Annotated in this window: 15 protein-coding genes and 2 pseudogenes; 11 read left to right on the top strand and 6 right to left on the bottom strand. The window is 69.1% G+C overall.

The window, feature by feature from the left end; translation table 11 throughout:
* Nucleotides 1–11 precede the first annotated feature (11 nt).
* Together VHA82_RS15200 and VHA82_RS15205 are read left to right on the top strand one after the other, a co-directional pair.
* On the top strand, nucleotides 12–1,643 hold the full coding sequence (locus tag VHA82_RS15200; RefSeq protein ID WP_325545148.1) for an MASE1 domain-containing protein: 1,632 nt from the start codon (nucleotides 12–14) through the stop codon (nucleotides 1,641–1,643).
* Nucleotides 1,644–1,646: 3 nt separating this feature from the next.
* Entirely contained in the window at nucleotides 1,647–2,222 is a 576-nt protein-coding gene (locus VHA82_RS15205; protein WP_325545150.1) for a response regulator transcription factor, read from the top strand.
* A 25-nt stretch (nucleotides 2,223–2,247) separates the two neighbouring features.
* Here VHA82_RS15205 and VHA82_RS15210 read toward each other — a convergent pair whose 3' ends face one another.
* The gene (locus tag VHA82_RS15210; RefSeq protein ID WP_325545152.1) at nucleotides 2,248–2,613 is read right to left on the bottom strand and encodes a metalloregulator ArsR/SmtB family transcription factor; all 366 of its coding nucleotides are present in this window, start codon (nucleotides 2,611–2,613) and stop codon (nucleotides 2,248–2,250) included.
* 162 nt (nucleotides 2,614–2,775) lie between these two features.
* Here VHA82_RS15210 and VHA82_RS15215 point away from each other — a divergent pair, with 162 nt between their 5' ends.
* From VHA82_RS15215 to VHA82_RS15250, 8 genes are all read left to right on the top strand, one after another.
* A complete protein-coding gene (locus VHA82_RS15215) occupies nucleotides 2,776–3,873 on the top strand; it encodes an efflux RND transporter periplasmic adaptor subunit (protein ID WP_325545154.1) in 1,098 nt (365 codons plus the stop codon).
* Nucleotides 3,870–7,109, top strand: a complete 3,240-nt coding sequence (locus VHA82_RS15220; RefSeq protein ID WP_325545156.1) for an efflux RND transporter permease subunit — start codon at nucleotides 3,870–3,872, stop codon at nucleotides 7,107–7,109. The genes VHA82_RS15215 and VHA82_RS15220 overlap by 4 nt, the downstream gene beginning before the upstream one ends.
* A complete protein-coding gene (locus VHA82_RS15225; RefSeq protein WP_325545159.1) occupies nucleotides 7,106–7,315 on the top strand; it encodes a DUF2892 domain-containing protein in 210 nt (69 codons plus the stop codon). Before VHA82_RS15220 ends, VHA82_RS15225 begins: the two co-directional genes overlap by 4 nt.
* A gap of 179 nt (nucleotides 7,316–7,494) precedes the next feature.
* Complete coding sequence (locus VHA82_RS15230) at nucleotides 7,495–8,601, top strand: polyamine ABC transporter substrate-binding protein (protein ID WP_325545161.1); 1,107 nt, start codon at nucleotides 7,495–7,497, stop codon at nucleotides 8,599–8,601.
* Nucleotides 8,601–9,725, top strand: coding sequence for an ABC transporter ATP-binding protein (locus tag VHA82_RS15235; protein WP_325545163.1), 1,125 nt, complete (start codon nucleotides 8,601–8,603; stop codon nucleotides 9,723–9,725). Before VHA82_RS15230 ends, VHA82_RS15235 begins: the two co-directional genes overlap by 1 nt.
* Nucleotides 9,704–10,657: an ABC transporter permease subunit gene (locus VHA82_RS15240; RefSeq protein WP_325545166.1), complete on the top strand. Its 954-nt coding sequence runs from the start codon at nucleotides 9,704–9,706 to the stop codon at nucleotides 10,655–10,657. Before VHA82_RS15235 ends, VHA82_RS15240 begins: the two co-directional genes overlap by 22 nt.
* Nucleotides 10,654–11,445, top strand: a complete 792-nt coding sequence (locus VHA82_RS15245) for an ABC transporter permease (protein WP_325545168.1) — start codon at nucleotides 10,654–10,656, stop codon at nucleotides 11,443–11,445. Before VHA82_RS15240 ends, VHA82_RS15245 begins: the two co-directional genes overlap by 4 nt.
* Nucleotides 11,432–11,731, top strand: coding sequence for a hypothetical protein (locus tag VHA82_RS15250; RefSeq protein ID WP_325545170.1), 300 nt, complete (start codon nucleotides 11,432–11,434; stop codon nucleotides 11,729–11,731). Before VHA82_RS15245 ends, VHA82_RS15250 begins: the two co-directional genes overlap by 14 nt.
* A 42-nt stretch (nucleotides 11,732–11,773) precedes the next feature.
* Here VHA82_RS15250 and VHA82_RS15255 read toward each other — a convergent pair.
* Nucleotides 11,774–11,926: pseudogene (locus tag VHA82_RS15255) on the bottom strand (Lrp/AsnC ligand binding domain-containing protein); the annotation flags it as partial.
* On the opposite strand from VHA82_RS15255, the pseudogene VHA82_RS15260 reads away from it, so the two are divergent.
* Nucleotides 11,860–12,360 (top strand): annotated as a pseudogene (locus VHA82_RS15260) (arginine deiminase-related protein); the annotation flags it as partial. The pseudogenes VHA82_RS15255 and VHA82_RS15260 overlap by 67 nt on opposite strands.
* A gap of 63 nt (nucleotides 12,361–12,423) precedes the next feature.
* Here the strand turns inward: VHA82_RS15260 and VHA82_RS15265 are convergent.
* Genes VHA82_RS15265 through VHA82_RS15280 form a run of 4 tightly spaced genes read right to left on the bottom strand, consistent with a single transcriptional unit; the run spans nucleotide 12,424 to nucleotide 16,341 of the window.
* Nucleotides 12,424–13,059, bottom strand: coding sequence for a helix-turn-helix domain-containing protein (locus VHA82_RS15265; RefSeq protein WP_325545172.1), 636 nt, complete (start codon nucleotides 13,057–13,059; stop codon nucleotides 12,424–12,426).
* Nucleotides 13,056–13,943, bottom strand: a complete 888-nt coding sequence (locus VHA82_RS15270; protein ID WP_325545174.1) for a polysaccharide deacetylase — start codon at nucleotides 13,941–13,943, stop codon at nucleotides 13,056–13,058. Before VHA82_RS15270 ends, VHA82_RS15265 begins: the two co-directional genes overlap by 4 nt.
* Nucleotides 13,940–15,433, bottom strand: coding sequence for an argininosuccinate lyase (gene argH / locus VHA82_RS15275; RefSeq protein ID WP_325545175.1), 1,494 nt, complete (start codon nucleotides 15,431–15,433; stop codon nucleotides 13,940–13,942). The genes VHA82_RS15270 and argH overlap by 4 nt, the downstream gene beginning before the upstream one ends.
* Entirely contained in the window at nucleotides 15,430–16,341 is a 912-nt protein-coding gene (locus VHA82_RS15280; protein WP_325545177.1) for an arginase family protein, read from the bottom strand. Before VHA82_RS15280 ends, argH begins: the two co-directional genes overlap by 4 nt.
* Nucleotide 16,342: the final 1 nt, after the last annotated feature.

Below are 16,342 nucleotides of genomic sequence, written 5' to 3' on the forward strand. Positions count from 1 at the left end.
AGAATTCGCGCATGGGCATCGCCGTCGACCGCGAGCCACCCTGGCAGCACACACCCGCGCAACCGGGCGCGGCGCTCGCCATCGGTTTTTTGCTCGCCTATGTTTCGCTCGACTGGGTGAGCTTCGTGCATCCCATGCGCGGCCTGAACATCACGCCGTGGAATCCGCAGGCGGGGCTTGCCGTGGCGCTGCTCATCTGGCGGCCGCGCGCGTGGTGGCTGGCGGGGCTCGCGGTGGCGATCGGCGAAATGCTCGCCCGGCCGGCTTCCGTGGTCGACCCGCTCTTCGTTTCGCTTCTCGCGGCGGTGGCGCTCGCCGCCGGCTATGCGCTCACCGCGGCGTTGCTCGCCCGCTGGCCCGGACTCGCGCAAGGGGTTGCCAGCCGAAAGCGCATCGCCACGTTGCTCGCGGTCGTCGCCGCGGGCGCGCTCGCGGCATCGCTGCTGCACGTGGCGGTGCTCGCGCTGATCGACGCGTCCGTGCCGGAGCGTCTCGCCTCGGCCATCTACCGAGCCTGGATCGGCGAATCAGTGGGCATGCTCGTCACGCTGCCGCTCATCTCCGTTCTCGCGCAACGCGAGGGCCGCGCACGTTCCAAGGCCATGGCGCGGTCGGTGGAGTGGTGGCTGGCCGTGCTGGTCGCATGCCTCGCGACGCTCGCGCTCTTCGCGCGCCCGCCCGACGAGCAGTTCAGGCTCTTCTATCTGCTGTTCGTGCCCGTGGTGTGGGCGGCGGCGCGCTTCGGGCTCGCCGGGGCCGTCTGGTCCGCGATCCTTGTGCAGGTGCTCCTGATCGTGGCCGTGCAGTCCGCGCAATACCGGCCCCTCACGGTCTTCGAGCTGCAGGTCCTCATGGCCGTGCTCGGCGCGACGGGTCTCCTGCTGGGCGGCACCGTGGACGAGCGGGAGGAGGCCGAACGCAGCCTGCGCGCGACGCTGCGGCAGGCTGCGGCGGGCGACATGGCCGCCGCGCTCGCGCACGAGCTGAACCAGCCGCTCGCGGCCATGACCACCTACGCGCGCGCTTCGCAACTGCTCGCCGAGCGGTTCGGCGAAAGCGACGCGCAGGCCGCGCAGCCGCTCGTGAGCGTGTCGGGCAAGCTCGTGCAGGAAGCCGGACGCGCGGGCGAAATCGTGCGGCGGCTGCGCGACTTCTTTCGCGAGCGCACGACGCAGCTCGCGCTCGTCGGCCTGGCCGAACTCCTCGACGAGGCGATGCAGTCGCAAGCCGCGCGCGCGCACGCGCTCGGCTTGCGGCTGGACTGGTATTGCGACGCGGGCGTTCCGCCGCTCTGGCTCGACCGCGTGCAGATCGGCGTGGTGCTGCGCAATCTCGTCGCGAACGCCATCGACGCGGCCGCCGCGCCGCCGCGGCATGACGAGCCGGCGGTGCATGTGCGAATCCGCATCGACGACGGCGACGTGGTGGTCTCGGTACTGGACACCGGCGCCGGGCTCGCGGTGAGCGATATCGCCTCGGTATTCGAAAGCCGCCCCTCCGGCAAGGCCGGCGGCATGGGCGTGGGGCTTGGCATCAGCCGGCTCATCGTCGATGCCCACGGCGGGCGCATGTGGGCCGAGCCGGGGCCGGGCGGCCGTTTCTTCTTCTCGTTGCCCGCGGCCGGTCCGCACCACGAGGCTTAGGCGATGCACAGCCAGACGGTCTTCATCGTCGAGGACGACGCGTCGGTGCGCGACGCGCTGTCGCTGCTGCTCAGCCTGCGCGGCTACGCGACCGCGGTGTTCGCGAGCGCCGAGGACTTCCTGGGCGCGGTGGCAGCGCATTGGCGCGGCGTCGTGATCGCCGACATCCGCATGCCGGGCATGTCGGGGCTCGACCTGCAGGCGGCGCTCGCCGAGCACCCCGCCCGCTTGCCGTTCATCATCGTCACGGGCCATGGCGACATCGCCGCCGCGCGCCAGGCGTTCAAGGCGGGGGCCGTCGATTTCCTCGAAAAGCCGTTCGACGACGAGCGGCTGCTGCGCTCGATCGAGGAGGCGATGCGCGGCCTGCCGCCCGAGCCGCGCGCAGCGCAATCGATTTCGCCGCGCGAGCGCGAGGTGCTGGACCTCGTCGTGCAGGGGCTGGACAACCGGTCGATCGGCGAGCGACTGGCCATCAGCCCGCGCACGGTCGAAGTGCACAAGGCTCGTGTGATGGCGAAGCTCGGCGCGTCGAATCTGCCCGAGCTGATCCGCATCGCCGGGGAGCGGCGCGGCTGACAGGGAGGGGCCGCGCGGCGGAGATTCACTTCGCGCGCGAACGCGACGCCGCACGCACGCTCTGCGAGAGCACGCGCCCGTCGCGCGCGCTGCGCTCGCTCTGCTCGGCGATGTTGCCGCACACGACGTCGCACAGCGAATACACCGACGGGTCGGCGATCCGGTAGTACACCGCGGTGCCCCGGCTGTCGCGCGCGACGAAGCCGTGCCGCATGAGCAGCGAGAGGTGGCGCGACACGTTCGCGGCCGTGTAGCCGGTGAGCTGGGCGAGCTCGCCCACGTTGCGCTCGCCGTCGCGCAGCAGGTTCAGGATCTGCAGCCGCGTCGGCTCGGCCAGCGCCTGGAAATACGCGGCCACGCGCTCGAGCATCTCGGGGGAAAGACCTTTCATCTCCAGGCAGTGCGAAGGGGGCGGGTTCCGATCATGCCGCATCCGGCGCGGCGGCGCCGGGGAAATTCCAGTTGTTGAGCACTTGATTTCTTAACTAATTGCGCAAATAATACATCAACGAATCGAAACCGGCAAGCCCGTCGACGAAAGGTCCTGTTCCTCATGTCCGCTCGCCCCCGCAAGCTCACCGCCGCTCTTGCGCCCTTCGCCGCCGTGGCCGTGCTCGCCATGCTCGGCGCCTGGGCCGCGGCGTCGTCCCGCGTCGTGCAAACCGCAGCGAAGGACGGCGCGCCGCCGCTCGCCACGGTGGCGGTCGTGGGCGGCGACGCGCAGGAAGGTTCGGCCTTCGACGGCGTCGTGCAAGCCGTGCGGCAGACCGTGGTCGCGGCGCAGGTGCCCGGCGCGGTGGTCGCCCTGGGCGTGAAGGCCGGCGATCGCGTGAAGGCGGGCCAGGTGCTGCTGCGGCTGGATGCCCGCGCCGCGGAGCAGGCGGCCGCGGCCGGCGCCGCGCAGGTGCGCGCCGCGAGCGCGATGCAGGAAGCGGCCACGCGCGACTTCGAGCGCCAGCAGCAGCTCTTCCAGCAGAAGTACATCAGCCAGGCCGCGCTCGATCGTGCCGAGGCGCAATACAAGTCCGCGCAGGCCGAAGCCGCCGCGCAGCTCGCCAACGCCGGCGCGGCGCGCACGCAATCGGACTTCCACACGGTGAGGGCGCCGTATGACGGCATCGTGGCGGATGTCTCCGTGGTGCTGGGCGACATGGCGATGCCAGGCCGCGCGCTCATCACTCTCTACGACCCCGAAGCTCTGCGCATCGCAGTGCCGATTCCGCAGACGGTCGCGGCAAACCTCGCGGGCGCCGCGCTTCCGCAGGCCGAAGTACCCGGCATCGCGGGCGGCCGCATCCAGCCCGTCCGCTCGCAACTCCTGCCCGCGGTCGACCCCGCGACGCACACGATGGAACTGCGGCTCGACCTGCCGCCGAACCTCGGCGGGCTCGCACCCGGCATGTTCGCGCGCGCGTGGCTCGCCGTGTCCTCCGGCGAGGGCGCGCGCCTGTACGTGCCTTCGCAGGCGGTGCAGCGGCGCGCGGAGCTCGCCGGTGTGTACGTCGTGGATGCCGAAGGTCGCGCCCTGCTGCGCCAGGTGCGCCTCGGCCGCGCGCAGGGCGGCCGCGTCGAAGTACTGGCGGGCCTCTGCGCCGGCGAGCGCGTCGCGCTCGAGCCGCAGGCCGCGGCGCGCATCGGAGCTTCGCGATGAGCCCGCTCGGCCTCCCCGGTCGCATCGCGGCGTATTTCCAGTCGGCGCGCATCACGCCGCTCGTCGCGCTCGTCGCGCTGCTGCTCGGCGTCTTCGCGCTCGTCGTCACGCCGCGCGAGGAAGAGCCGCAGATCAACGTGACGATGGCCAACGTGCTCATTCCCTTCCCCGGCGCCGGCGTGAAGGACGTCGAGCAGATGGTGGCCGTGCCCGCGGAGCAGGTGCTCTCGCAGATCGCCGGCATCGAACACGTGATGTCGGTGTCGCGCCCCGGCCTCGCGGTGCTCACCGTGCAGTTCAAGGTGGGCGTTGCGCGCACGGAAGCGCTCGTGCGCCTGTACGACACGATCCATTCGCATTCCGACTGGCTGCCGCGCGGACTCGGCGCGGGCGAGCCGATCGTCAAGCCGAAGGGCATCGACGACGTGCCTGTCGTGACGCTCACGCTCTTCGCGAAGGAAGCGGCGCTCGGGCCCTTCGATCTCGAGCGCGTGGCACACAGCGTCGAAGCCGACCTGAAGCGCGTGCCCGGGACGCGTGAAGTCACCACCACCGGCGGGCCCGGCCGCGCGGTGCTCGTGGAACTCGACCCCGCGCGCATGAACGGCGCCGGCGTCACGGTGGCCGACATGCGGCAGGCGCTGCAGGGCGCGAACCTCGCATCGCCGCTCGGCGATCTGCTCGGCGCGAACCGGGCCGTCGCGCTCGAATCGGGCCCGTTCCTGCGCGATGCGCGCGACGTGGGCGAACTCGTCGTCGGCACGCGCGGCGGCCGGCCCGTGTTCCTGCAGGACGTCGCGAACGTGCGCGACGGCCCGCTGCCTGCGGGCGAGTACGTGTGGCACGGCATCGCGGGTCAGGGCGGCGGCGAGTACCCGGCCGTCACGATCTCGATCACCAAGAAGCCCGGCGAAAACGCGATCGACGTGGCCGATGCCGTGATGCGGCGTGCCGACGAACTGCGCAACACCGTCATTCCGCAAGGCGTGGAACTCGCCGAGACGCGCAACTACGGCGCGAGCGCGAACGACAAGGCGCTGAAGCTGATGCAAAAGCTCCTCTTCGCGACCGTGTCCGTGGTCGCGCTCGTCTTTTTCGCGCTGGGACGGCGCGAAGCCGCCATCGTGGGCATCGCGGTCCTCCTCACGCTCACCGTCACGCTCTTCGCCTCGTGGGCGTGGGGCTTCACGCTGAACCGCGTGTCGCTTTTCGCGCTCATCTTCTCCATCGGCATCCTCGTGGACGACGCCATCGTGGTGGTGGAGAACATCCACCGGCACCAGGCGATGCATCCCGGTCGGCCGCTCGCGGACGTGATTCCCGGCGCGGTGGACGAAGTGGGCGGCCCGACGATCCTCGCGACGCTCGCCGTCATCGCGGCACTGCTGCCGATGGCGTTCGTCTCCGGCCTCATGGGCCCCTACATGAGCCCCATTCCGATCAACGCGAGCATGGGCATGGTGCTGTCGCTCGCGATCGCGTTCGTGGTGACGCCCTGGCTCGCGCGCCTGTGGATTCGCCAGGCCCCGGACAGCGCCGAACGGCATGCGAAAAAGGGGCACGGCGACCGGCTGCTTCCACTCTTGCGGCGGGTCTTCTCGCCGCTGCTCGACGCGCGGCGCGGCGCGAGGAACCGCCGAGTCCTCTGGGCCGGCGTGTACAGCCTCATCGCGGTCTCGCTCGCACTGCCCATGCTCGGGCTCGTCGTGCTGAAGATGCTCCCCTTCGACAACAAGTCCGAATTCCAGGTGGTCGTCGACATGCCCGCCGGCACGCCGGTGGAGAAGACGGCCGCCGCGCTGCGCGAGCTGGGCGCACTCGTCGCGCGCCAGCCCGAAGTCACCGACTACCAGGCGTATGCGGGCACGTCCGCGCCGATCAACTTCAACGGCCTGGTGCGGCAGTACTACCTGCGCTCCGGCGGCGACGTGGGTGACCTGCAGGTGAATCTCGTGGGCAGGCACGAGCGCAGCGAGCAGAGCCACGCCATCGCCACCCGGCTGCGTCCGCTGCTGCAGGCGATCGGGCAGCGCCACGGTGCGAACGTGAAGGTCGTCGAAGTGCCGCCGGGCCCGCCCGTGCTCTCGCCGATCGTGGCCGAGGTGTACGGGCCCGACAGAGAGGGGCGCCTGCAGCTCGCGCGCGCGGTACGCGGCGTCTTCGAGCGCACGCCCGGCGTCGTGGACGTCGACGACAGCGGCATCGCCGCGGCGCCGCGCAAGGAACTGAACGTGGATCGCCGCAAAGCCGCGCTGCTGGGTGTGCCGCAGGAGGCCGTCGTCTCGACGCTGCGCGCGGGCCTGGCGGGCGAACCCGCGACCTATCTGCACGACGAAAGCAAATACCCCGCGGCCGCCGTGCTGCAACTGCCTGCCGAACGCCAGGGCGACATCGACGCCCTGCTGCAGTTCGCGGTGCGCGGCTCGGCGGGGCAGCTCGTGCCGATCCGCGAACTCGTGACCGTGAGCGACACCCTGCGCGAGCAGCCCGCGTATCACAAGGACCTGCTGCCGGTGAGCTACGTGGTGGGCGACATGGCGGGCTCGCTCGACAGCCCGCTTTACGGCATGTTCCGCATGCGCGAAGCGGTGAACGCGCTCGTCGCCGGCAACGGCGCGAATCCCGCCGAATACTTCATCCGCCAGCCGGCCGATCCGTACCGCAGCTACGCGGTGAAATGGGACGGCGAGTGGCAGATCACCTACGAGACCTTCCGCGACATGGCAGCGGCCTACGCGGTCGGGCTCGTACTCATCTATCTGCTCGTGGTCGCGCAGTTCGGCTCCTACCTCGTGCCGCTCGTCATCATGGCGCCGATCCCGCTCACGCTCGCGGGCGTGATGCCGGGCCACGCGCTCCTGCACGCGCAGTTCACCGCCACCAGCATGATCGGCATGATCGCGCTCGCGGGCATCATCGTGCGCAACTCGATCCTGCTCGTGGACTTCATCCGCCTGCAGGTGGCCCAGGGCGTCGCGCTCGAGGAGGCCGTGGTCCGCTCCGCCGCGACGCGCGCGCAGCCGATCGTGCTCACGGGGCTGGCCGCGATGCTCGGGGCCTTCTTCATCCTCGACGATCCGATCTTCAACGGCCTCGCGATCTCGCTCATCTTCGGCATCCTCGTGAGCACGGTGCTCACGCTCGTCGTGATTCCGCTTCTCTATTGGCTCGCAGCGCGCCGGACGCACGCGAGCCGCCCCGTTCTTCCACCGGCATCCGAAGGAGTTTCCCCATGACCTCTTGGCAATTCGTCCGCATGTTCGCGGGGATCGTGATCCTCGTTTCGCTCGCCCTCGCCATCCCGGGCAGCCCGCTCTTCGTGAGTCCGTGGTGGCTCGCGCTCACGGCCTTCGTCGGCGCCAACCTGCTGCAAAGCTCGGTGACGCGCTGGTGTCCGCTCGAGATCGTGCTGCGCAAGTTCGGCATCCGGCCGGGGTGCTGACCTTGGTGCAGGCCATGCACTGAACGCACCGCGCGCGTGCTTCCCCGCGGGCTCGGCTAGGGATTGCCCGTACGGTTCAGCCCGGCTGCGGGGACGACGGCACAATGCCAGAATTTCCGGCACGAGCGAAACTTCCCGAGGCGGCCTGAGTGCCGCTTCTTTTTTGACTGGAGCGGGCAATGCGCAACTGGGGGCTGATGGTCCTGGCGCCGATGGTCGCGGGGGCGCTTGCGCTCGCCGCGCCCGGCGCGCGGGCCGACGAGGAGAAGGTTCTCAACGTCTACAACTGGAACGACTACATCGCGAAGGACACCATCGCGAATTTCGAGAAGGAAACCGGCATCAAGGTCCGCTACGACCTGTACGACAGCAACGAGACGCTGCAGGCGAAGCTCCTCACCGGCAAGGCGGGCTACGACGTCGTCGTGCCCAGCATCGAATTCGCGGGCAAGCAGATCCAGGCGGGCGTGCATCGCCCGCTCGACAAGGCGAAGCTGCCTCACTACGCGAACCTGAATCCGACGATCCTGCAGAAGGTCGCCGTCGCCGACCCGGGCAACGCGCACCTCGTGCCCTACATGTGGGGCACGACCGCGCTCGCGATCAACGTGGACAAGGTCGCGAAGGCGCTGGGCGCGCCGCTCCCCGACGACGAATGGAAGCTCCTGTTCGATCCGGCCTACACGTCGAAGCTGCGCTCTTGCGGCGTGTCGTACATGGACACGCCGAGCGACGCGTATGCGATGGTCAACATCTTCCAGGGACGCGCGGCGGGCGACTACAGTGAAGCGGCGCTGAAAGCCGCGAACGACCAGCTCGCGAAAGTCCGCCGCGACGTGCGCCTTTTCAACAGCTCGCCGATCGACGCCATGGCCAACGGCGACCTGTGCGTGGCGATGATGTTCAACGGCGATGCGTACATGGCGCGCAACCGCGCGGCGGAAGCAAAGAACGGGCAGAAGATCAAGTACCTGCTGCCCAAGCGCGGCACCATCCTGTGGGTGGACTCGATGGCGATTCCGAAGTCCGCGCCGCATCCGGGCAACGCGCACAAGTTCATCGACTACATCCTGCGGCCCGAAGTGGTCGCCGCGATCTCCAACGAGGTCTACTACGCCAATCCGAACGTGCCGGCCACGAAGCTCGTGAAGGCGGAAATTCGCGACGACCCGAACATCTACATGACGGACGACGTGCTGAAGCGGCTCACACCGAAGAAGGTGATCCCGGCGGACGAACAGAAGCGCCTCACGACGTTCTGGAACCGCTTCAAGACCGCGCACTGATGGCCGATGGCGTGCCGCAAGGAGGCCCCGCGCCGCAGGCCTTCCTCTCGATCCACGAGCTGCTGAAGCGCTTCGACGACGTCACCGCGGTGGATCGCGTGGACCTCGACGTGCGCCGCGGCGAAGTCTTCGCGCTGCTCGGCAGCTCCGGCTGCGGCAAGTCGACGCTGCTCAGGATGCTCGCCGGTCTGGAAACGCCCACGTCGGGCCGCGTGCTGCTGGACGGCACGGACATCACGCGCGCGCCCGCGTACGCGCGGCCGATCAACATGATGTTCCAGTCGTACGCGCTCTTCCCGCACATGTCGGTGCAGGACAACGTCGCTTTCGGGCTGAAGCAGGAGAAGCTCCCTTCGGCGGAAATTCGCGGCCGCGTCGATGAAATGCTGGAGCTCGTGCAGATGAGCCGGTTCGCCAGGCGCATGCCGCAGCAGCTTTCGGGCGGGCAGCAGCAGCGCGTGGCGCTCGCCCGCTCGCTTGCCAAGCATCCCAAGGTGCTGCTGCTGGACGAGCCGCTCGCCGCGCTCGACAAGAAGATCCGCCAGCAGACGCGTCAGGAACTGCTCGACGTGATCGACCGCGTCGGCGTGACCTGCATCATGGTCACGCACGACCAGGAAGAGGCGATGACGATGGCCGACCGCATCGGCGTGATGTCCGAGGGGCGGCTGCTGCAGGTGGGCACGCCGCAGGAAATCTACGAGCGGCCCGCGAGCCGCTTCACCGCCGACTTCATCGGCGACACGAACCTCTTCTACGGCACCGTGAAGCGCTCCGAGGGCGGGCGTCTCGCCGTGGGCTCGCCCGACTTCGAAGGCGAACTGCTTGCCGAGGACAGCGCGATGCATGCGCCGGGCGCGGCCGTGTGGATATCGGTCCGCCCGGAGCGTGTTCGCGTGTCGCGACATCCGCAGTCCGAAGGCGGCCACCGCGCCAACCGGGCGACCGGCACCGTGCGCGACGTGGCCTATCTTGGCGGCTCGTCGCTCCTTGAAGTGGAGCTGCCGACGCAGCGCAGGTTGAAGGCAGTTGTCACCGTGCGCGACGGCGGCGAGGTGCTGTCCACAGGCGACGCGGTGCACGTGAGCTGGGCGGAGAACGAATGCGTCGTGCTCGTTTCGTGAACCCGGCCGGCCGCTGGCTGGTGATCCTGCCGCCATACGCATGGATCACGCTCTTTTTCGTCCTGCCGTTCCTGATCGTGCTGGCGATCAGCCTCACCGAAGCGCAGATCGGCGTGCCGCCTTTCACGGACATCGTGGTGCGGGAGGCGGGCCACGTCGCGCTCGACCTGCGCGGCGCCAACTACCGCGAGCTCGCGCAGGAAGGCGAGCAGGCGCTCGTGCAGCTGCCTTCCATCCTGTTGGGCGATGCGAGCTGGCCCGACTTCATCGGCGCCTTCGTCGAATCGCTGAAGATGGCGTTCTGGACGACGGTGTTGTGCCTGCTGCTGGGCTATCCGATGGCCTACGCGATGGCGCGGGCCGCGCCCGCGACGCGCAACGCGCTGCTCGTGGCCGTGATGATTCCGTTCTGGACGTCGTTCCTGCTGCGAGTGAGCGCGTGGATCGGCATCCTGCGCGACAACGGCGTCGTCAACAACGTGCTGCTCGCGCTCGGCGTCATCGACTCGCCGCTGCCGATGATGAACACCGAATTCTCCGTCATGGTCGGCATGGTCTACAGCTACCTGCCGTTCATGATCCTGCCGCTCTATGCGCATCTGGTGAAGCTGGACCTGCGGCTTCTCGAAGCCGCGGCGGACCTGGGCGCGCGGCCTTGGAAGGTGTTCGTCGCGATCACCGTGCCGCTTTCGCGCGGCGGGATCGTCGCGGGCTCGATGATGGTCTTCGTGCCCGCGGTCGGTGAATACGTGATCCCGACGCTTCTGGGCGGCGGCGACACGATCTTCATCGGCACGCGCCTCGTGCAGACCTTCAGCGACAACAACGACTGGCCGATGGCCTCGGCCGTGACCGTGGTGCTCGTGCTGCTGCTGGTGGCGCCCATCGTGCTCTTTCAGCGCTACCAGCTGCGCTCGGAGAAGGCGGCATGACGAAGTCGGGCATCTCGCGCGTCGGCATGGCCGCGCTCGCGGCGGGCTACGTGTTTCTCTACGCGCCCATCCTCTGCATGGTCGTGTATTCGTTCAACGACAACCGGCTCGCGACCGTGTGGGGCTCGTTCTCGTTCGCGGCCTACGGCCAGCTCTTCGCCGACGAGCAGTTGCGCGGGGCGGCGCTGCTGTCGCTGCGCATCGCGCTCCTCTCGGGTGCCGCCGCCACCGTGCTCGGCACCGTGGCGGGCTTCTGCCTCGCGCGGTTTCGCCGCCTGCCGACGATCACGCTGTTCGCGGCGCTCGTCACTTCGCCGATGGTGATGCCCGAAGTGATCGTCGCGTTCTCGCTTCTGCTGCTCTTCCTTTTCGTGCTGCGCATCGACCTCGGCTTCGGCGCCATCTGGGCGGGCCATGCGACGCTCGGCATGGCGTACGTGGCGACGCTCGTGCGGTCGCGCCTGCTCGAAATGGATCTGTCGCTCGAGGAGGCGGCGCTGAATCTCGGCGCCCGGCCGGTGAAAGTCTTCTTCACCATCACGCTGCCCATCGTCGCGCCGACGCTGGTGGCGGGCTATCTGCTGTCATTCACGCTGTCGTGGGACGACGTGGTGCTCACGAGCCTGCTCGCCGGCGCGGGCGTGAACACGCTGCCCACGCTCGTGTTTTCCAGCGTGAAGTTCGGCATCTCGCCGAAGATCTACGCGCTCGCGACGCTCATCGTGTGCGCCGTCACCGCCGGTGTGATCGCGTCCAATCGCTTCATGTTGCGCCATGCTCGACCTTGACCTGAGACGCCTCGGCCACCTGTTCGCCACGGGCCCGCGCCCCACGAGGCGCCCGTTCGGCACGCCGCCTTACGTGCGCACCGAGGAGTTGCCCGCGCTCGCGATGTCGGTGCTGTCGCTTCGCATCGGTTCGTTCTACCTGTGCTCGTTCGATGCTAGCGCGGCCGAGGTGCTTCCGATGGCCATGTACCTGGAAGTGCGGGTACTGCCGGGCTGGGTGGTGCGTGTCGCATGGATCCAGCGCACGGCGGGGCAGTTGCGCGAGCTGATGTTTCCCGACGAGTAGGGGCTCGCCTGGCTTCAGGACGCCGCTGGGCCGCCAACGGCCTCAGAGCTTGTGGGTCGACAGCAGAATGCTCGTCTCCGTATTGGCGATGCCTTCGATCGAGCGGAGGGTGTTCAGCACCTTGTCGAATGCTTCGAGCGTGTCGACACGCACCTCGGCCATCAGGTCCCAGCGCCCGTTGGTCGTGTGCAGCGCCGGCCTATGACGAAGTGACCGCCGCGGCCGCGCGTCTGCAGAGCGAAGGCGTGCGTGTCCACCTGTTCGAGGACGACGGACGCAACGACACGCCCGACGCCGTGTTCCCGAACAACTGGTTCTCAACGCACGCGGGCGGTCACGTGGCCCTGTTCCCGATGTATTCACCCAGCCGCCGCCGCGAACGGCGCGGCGACGTCATCGAACTGCTCAAGGCGCGGTACCGCGTGCAGGACGTCATCGACTATTCGGGCCTGGAGCGCGACGGCGTGTTTCTCGAAGGCACGGGGGCCATGGTGCTGGACCACGCGGCGCGCATTGCCTACACGGCGCGATCCAACCGGGCCGACGCGCTCGCGCTGGAGCGCTTCTGCACGCACTTCAACTTCGAGCCGATCGTGTTCGACACGGCCGACGCATCGGGCTGTCCCATCTGCTCGCCGGCGGTTCGGTGCGCTGCATGCTCGCCGGCATCCACCTCGCGCCGCGGGCGGCGCTCAGGGAGGAGGAACGATCACCCACACCGCCACGGTCTTCTTCGTCCTGGACGGATTCACCCAGCTGTGCGGCAGCGACGGCGGAAAGGTGAGGGTGTCGCCTTCCTTCAGGTGATACGACACGCCGTCGACATCGACCACCAGTTCGCCGTCCTTCACGTGCACGAGGTCTGAGCCTGCATTGAGCGTGTAGGGCTCCGAGCCGGAGCCGCCGCCCGGCTCGATCACCGACAGGAGCGCCATCATGTGCTCGTTGCTCGAGCCGGAGATCAGGTACTCGTTCATGGCTTCGCCCCCGAGGTTGATCGGCGTGCCCTTGCCCGAGCGGATCAGGTTGGTTTCGGGCGCGTCGAAGAGCGAGCCCGGCCGGATGCCCATCGCGTTGCAGACGCGGATCAGCGTTGCGATCGAGGCAGCGACGGCGTCGCGTTCCAGCCGGCTCAGGAACGACTTGGTGATGCCCGACGCGCTGGCCACCTGTTCGATCGAGAGGCCGCGCGCCTTGCGCGCGACGCGCAGCCGCTCGCCCAGGTTGATGTCTTCCTGCGCGGGGCGCACGATGTGCAGCGGCTTGCCGCTCTTCCTCGGCGTGGCAGCCGCAGGCGCGGGTGCGGGCGCGGGGGCGGCGCGGCTCAAGGCTTCACCCGCGTCTTCTCGCAGGCCTCGAAGTGCCTGGCGACTTCGGCGCCGGTTGCGATCCACAGGCGCTCCTGCGCGAGCGCGTGATCGAGAAACTCGGTCATGATGCGAAAGCCCTTCGGCCGCCCCGAGGCCTGCGGATGCATCACCATCGAAACGATGCCGCCCCATTCGCTCGTCTGCGCGAGTTCGTCCTTCCAGATCGAGAGCACGTGTTCGCGCGTGGCGAGCGTGCGCGGATAGCGCGCGTGGCTCACGCTGTAGCCGAAGTCGTCGAACGCGAAGTTCACCGGGATCTCGATCGGCCCCGCGCTGCCGTCGGCCAGCACGTGGCGGTACGGGCGAATGTCGTCGCGAAACGAACTCGAGTAGACGATGCCGCGCTCGCGCAGCATCGCGAGACCTTCAGCGGTGTTCTCGCCGTAGGGCGCGCGGTAGCCCACGGGCTTCACGCCCAGCACGCGCTTGAAGGCGTCGAGCCCGCGGTCCAGTTCCTCGGCCATGGCGGCGTCTTCTCCCGGTTCCGGCTTTTTGTGCCAGTAGCCGTGATGCGCGATCTCGTGGCCGTCGCCCGCAATGGCTTCGCACAGCGCCGGATGCGCATCGAGCGCCCAGCCGGTGATGAAGAAGGTGGCGCGCAGGTCGCGCTCACGCAGCGCCTGCAGGATCTTCGGCACGCCGACGCGCGCTTCGTAGCCGCCGTAGGAGCGGCTCACCAGGCGCTGCTCGCTCAACGCGTCGAAGCCGAGCCAGATCGATTCGCCGTCGACGTCGAACGCCGGCATCAGCGCGGCCGTGTACGGCTTCGGCCACGCGAACTCCGGGGCGGGGCGGGCAAGGTTGGCCGCGCGCGGCGCGCGGGTGGTGTAGTCCGGGGTCATGAAGCGACGAATCTTGCCACGGCGTCGTCCAGGCGCTGCAGTGCGCTCGCCACCTGCTGCTTCAAGGCCGCCGTGCGCTCGCCGTCGGCCGCGAGCCTTCGGCGCGCCGCGCGCATTTCGCGCTCCACGGAAGACGGCGCGGGGCCGCCGTAGATCGTGCGCCGCTCGACGAACCGGCGTGGGTCCATGGCATCGGCGAAGCGGGCGGCATCCAGTTTCGGGGCCGCGATGCCGAACTCGACGGCGGCCGCATCGAGGTCGGCGCTGCCGGCTTCGGCGGGCCGCCTGCCCGCCGCGACCGAACGGCGCACGAGCACCGCGACGACCTGGTGCGCGGTGCGCCAGTCGAGCCCGGCATGCCGCACGAGCGCGCTCGACAGGTCCGTCACCTGCGCCCAGTTGGCGCCGGCCAGTTCGAGCATGCGTTCGCGCTTCACCTGCATGTCGCGCAGGAGCGGCGCCATCGTGTCGAAGCGCAGGCCAAGGTCGCGTCCGAGGTCCCACAGGATGGCCTGGCTGTTGCGGCGTTCCATGATCGGAAAGCCCGTGGGGCCCTTCTCCGCCGCCATCACGGTCACGACCACGCCCAGCGAGCGCGCCGCCACCGACTTCATGTCTTCGAGTCCGTCCGGGTTCTTCTTCTGCGGCATGATGCTGCTCGTGCCGCAGTAGCGGTCGGGCAGTTCCACCATCGCGAACTCGGTGGTGGACCAGAGGATCAGGTCGTCGGCGATGCGGCCCAGGTTCTGCGCGAGCACCGCGAGCACGCCGGCATATTCCATCTCCAGGTCGTGGCTCATGATCGCGTCCCACGTGTGGGGCAGCGGCTCGTCGAAGCCGAGCAGGTTGGATACGCGCTCGCGGTTCAGCGGGAAGTCGCTGCCCGTCATGATGGCCGCGCCGGCCGGCGACCGGTTCAGCCGCTCGTGGAACGACAGCAGCCGCGCGGTGTCGCGCGCGAACACTTCCTCGAACAGCGTGGCCCAGTGCGCGAACGTGCTGGGCTGCGCATGCTGGCCGTGCGTGTAGCCGGGCATGATCGTGTCGAGATGCGCCGCCGCCAGTTGCAGCAGGCCCTCGCGCGTGTCGCACAGCGCCGTGAGCATGGCATGCACGTGCCGGCGGAAGGTGAAGCGGCGCGCCACTTCCACGAGGTCGCCCGAGCTGCGGCCCAGGTGCAGGCGTCCGCCGACTTCCTCGCCGCGCGTCTGGATGAGGTAGTGCTCGCCCGAGTGCATGCCGCCGCCGGCCTGCTCGCGCGCCTGCACCATGCCCGAGCGCTCCATCTCGGCGAACGCCTCGAGGATGGCGCGGCCGGTTTCGCGCGTGTTGATGCCCTCCTCGGACAGCATCAGTGCATGCGCCTTGTCGAAGGCATGGATGCCGTCGATGGATTCGCCGAGCAGCCCCGACTTGTGGAATTCCACGTGCGGCAGCGGCGCTTCGGTGAGGCGCGAGCCTACGCCGCGAAAGCCCTGGTAGCCGCTCACGCCCGGCCTCCCCGGCGCTGCGCGGGCGTGGCGCCGTGCACGGCGAAGGTGAACGCCAGGTAGGCAGCGACCATCGACGTCTGGTCCATGTGGTCGGTGGCCGGATTCACTTCGGTGATGGCCATTGCCGCGCAATGCGGCGCCAGCAGTTCCACCATCTCCATCGCCTCGGCTGAGCTGATGCCGCCCGGCTCGTGCGCGCCCGCGCCGGGTGCGTAGGCGGGGTCGATGGCATCGATGTCGAACGAGAGGAAGAGGTGGTCGGCGCCCGCCGTGCGTTCGAGGACGCGCCTCACGGTTTCCTCGGGCCCGATGCGCAGCACCTCGCGCGCCGACAGATGCGCGAGGTCGTTGTCCTTCTTGAACTGGCCCGACGCCGGAAAGTTGAAGAGCCGCTCGCACACCTGGATGCAGTCGCGCGGGCTCACGCGGTCGAGTTCCAGCGCGCGCCGCATGCCGCTCGACTGGCTGTAGCGGCCCTGCTTCTCGCTCGTGTCCATCAGGTCGAGATGCGCGTCGAAGTGCACGATGCCGATGCGGCCGGCAAGCGCATCGTGCACGCCTTGCGCCACCGGAAACAGGATCGAGTCGTCGCCGCCGATCACGATGGGGACCCGGCCGGCGTCGAGTGTTCCCTTCACGCCGCGCACGGTCGAATCGAATGTGGCCAGCACGTCGTGCGGGAACACGGGCAGGTCGCCGCGGTCCACGAGCAGGTTGTCGCCGACTTCGATGTCATCGTTGCGCTCCAGGCTGTAGATGCGGCCGCCCTGGATGCGCATGTTGATCCAGCCGGCGCACTTGCGCACGCGCTCGGGCGCGTCGCGCGAGCCGGGGTAGCCCAGCGTGGACTGGCCGTCGTACGGGACGCCCAGGAGGTCGAAGCCGCGAAGGGAGGGGGAGGCCATG

The organism is Ramlibacter sp., assembly GCF_035548915.1.
Taxonomy (GTDB): domain Bacteria; phylum Pseudomonadota; class Gammaproteobacteria; order Burkholderiales; family Burkholderiaceae_C; genus Ramlibacter.

What these genes read in the sequence shown, in the direction of transcription:
- VHA82_RS15235 (WP_325545163.1), top strand. Translation starts at nt 8,601, where the DNA reads ATGGCCGATGGCGTGCCGCAAGGAGGCCCCGCGCCGCAGGCCTTCCTC.
- VHA82_RS15245 (WP_325545168.1), top strand. Translation starts at nt 10,654, where the DNA reads ATGACGAAGTCGGGCATCTCGCGCGTCGGCATGGCCGCGCTCGCGGCG.
- VHA82_RS15280 (WP_325545177.1), bottom strand. Translation starts at nt 16,341, where the DNA reads ATGGCCTCCCCCTCCCTTCGCGGCTTCGACCTCCTGGGCGTCCCGTAC.
- VHA82_RS15240 (WP_325545166.1), top strand. Translation starts at nt 9,704, where the DNA reads ATGCGTCGTGCTCGTTTCGTGAACCCGGCCGGCCGCTGGCTGGTGATC.
- VHA82_RS15215 (WP_325545154.1), top strand. Translation starts at nt 2,776, where the DNA reads ATGTCCGCTCGCCCCCGCAAGCTCACCGCCGCTCTTGCGCCCTTCGCC.
- VHA82_RS15270 (WP_325545174.1), bottom strand. Translation starts at nt 13,943, where the DNA reads ATGACCCCGGACTACACCACCCGCGCGCCGCGCGCGGCCAACCTTGCC.
- VHA82_RS15230 (WP_325545161.1), top strand. Translation starts at nt 7,495, where the DNA reads ATGCGCAACTGGGGGCTGATGGTCCTGGCGCCGATGGTCGCGGGGGCG.
- VHA82_RS15250 (WP_325545170.1), top strand. Translation starts at nt 11,432, where the DNA reads ATGCTCGACCTTGACCTGAGACGCCTCGGCCACCTGTTCGCCACGGGC.
- VHA82_RS15210 (WP_325545152.1), bottom strand. Translation starts at nt 2,613, where the DNA reads ATGAAAGGTCTTTCCCCCGAGATGCTCGAGCGCGTGGCCGCGTATTTC.
- VHA82_RS15205 (WP_325545150.1), top strand. Translation starts at nt 1,647, where the DNA reads ATGCACAGCCAGACGGTCTTCATCGTCGAGGACGACGCGTCGGTGCGC.
- VHA82_RS15200 (WP_325545148.1), top strand. Translation starts at nt 12, where the DNA reads ATGGGCATCGCCGTCGACCGCGAGCCACCCTGGCAGCACACACCCGCG.
- VHA82_RS15220 (WP_325545156.1), top strand. Translation starts at nt 3,870, where the DNA reads ATGAGCCCGCTCGGCCTCCCCGGTCGCATCGCGGCGTATTTCCAGTCG.
- VHA82_RS15225 (WP_325545159.1), top strand. Translation starts at nt 7,106, where the DNA reads ATGACCTCTTGGCAATTCGTCCGCATGTTCGCGGGGATCGTGATCCTC.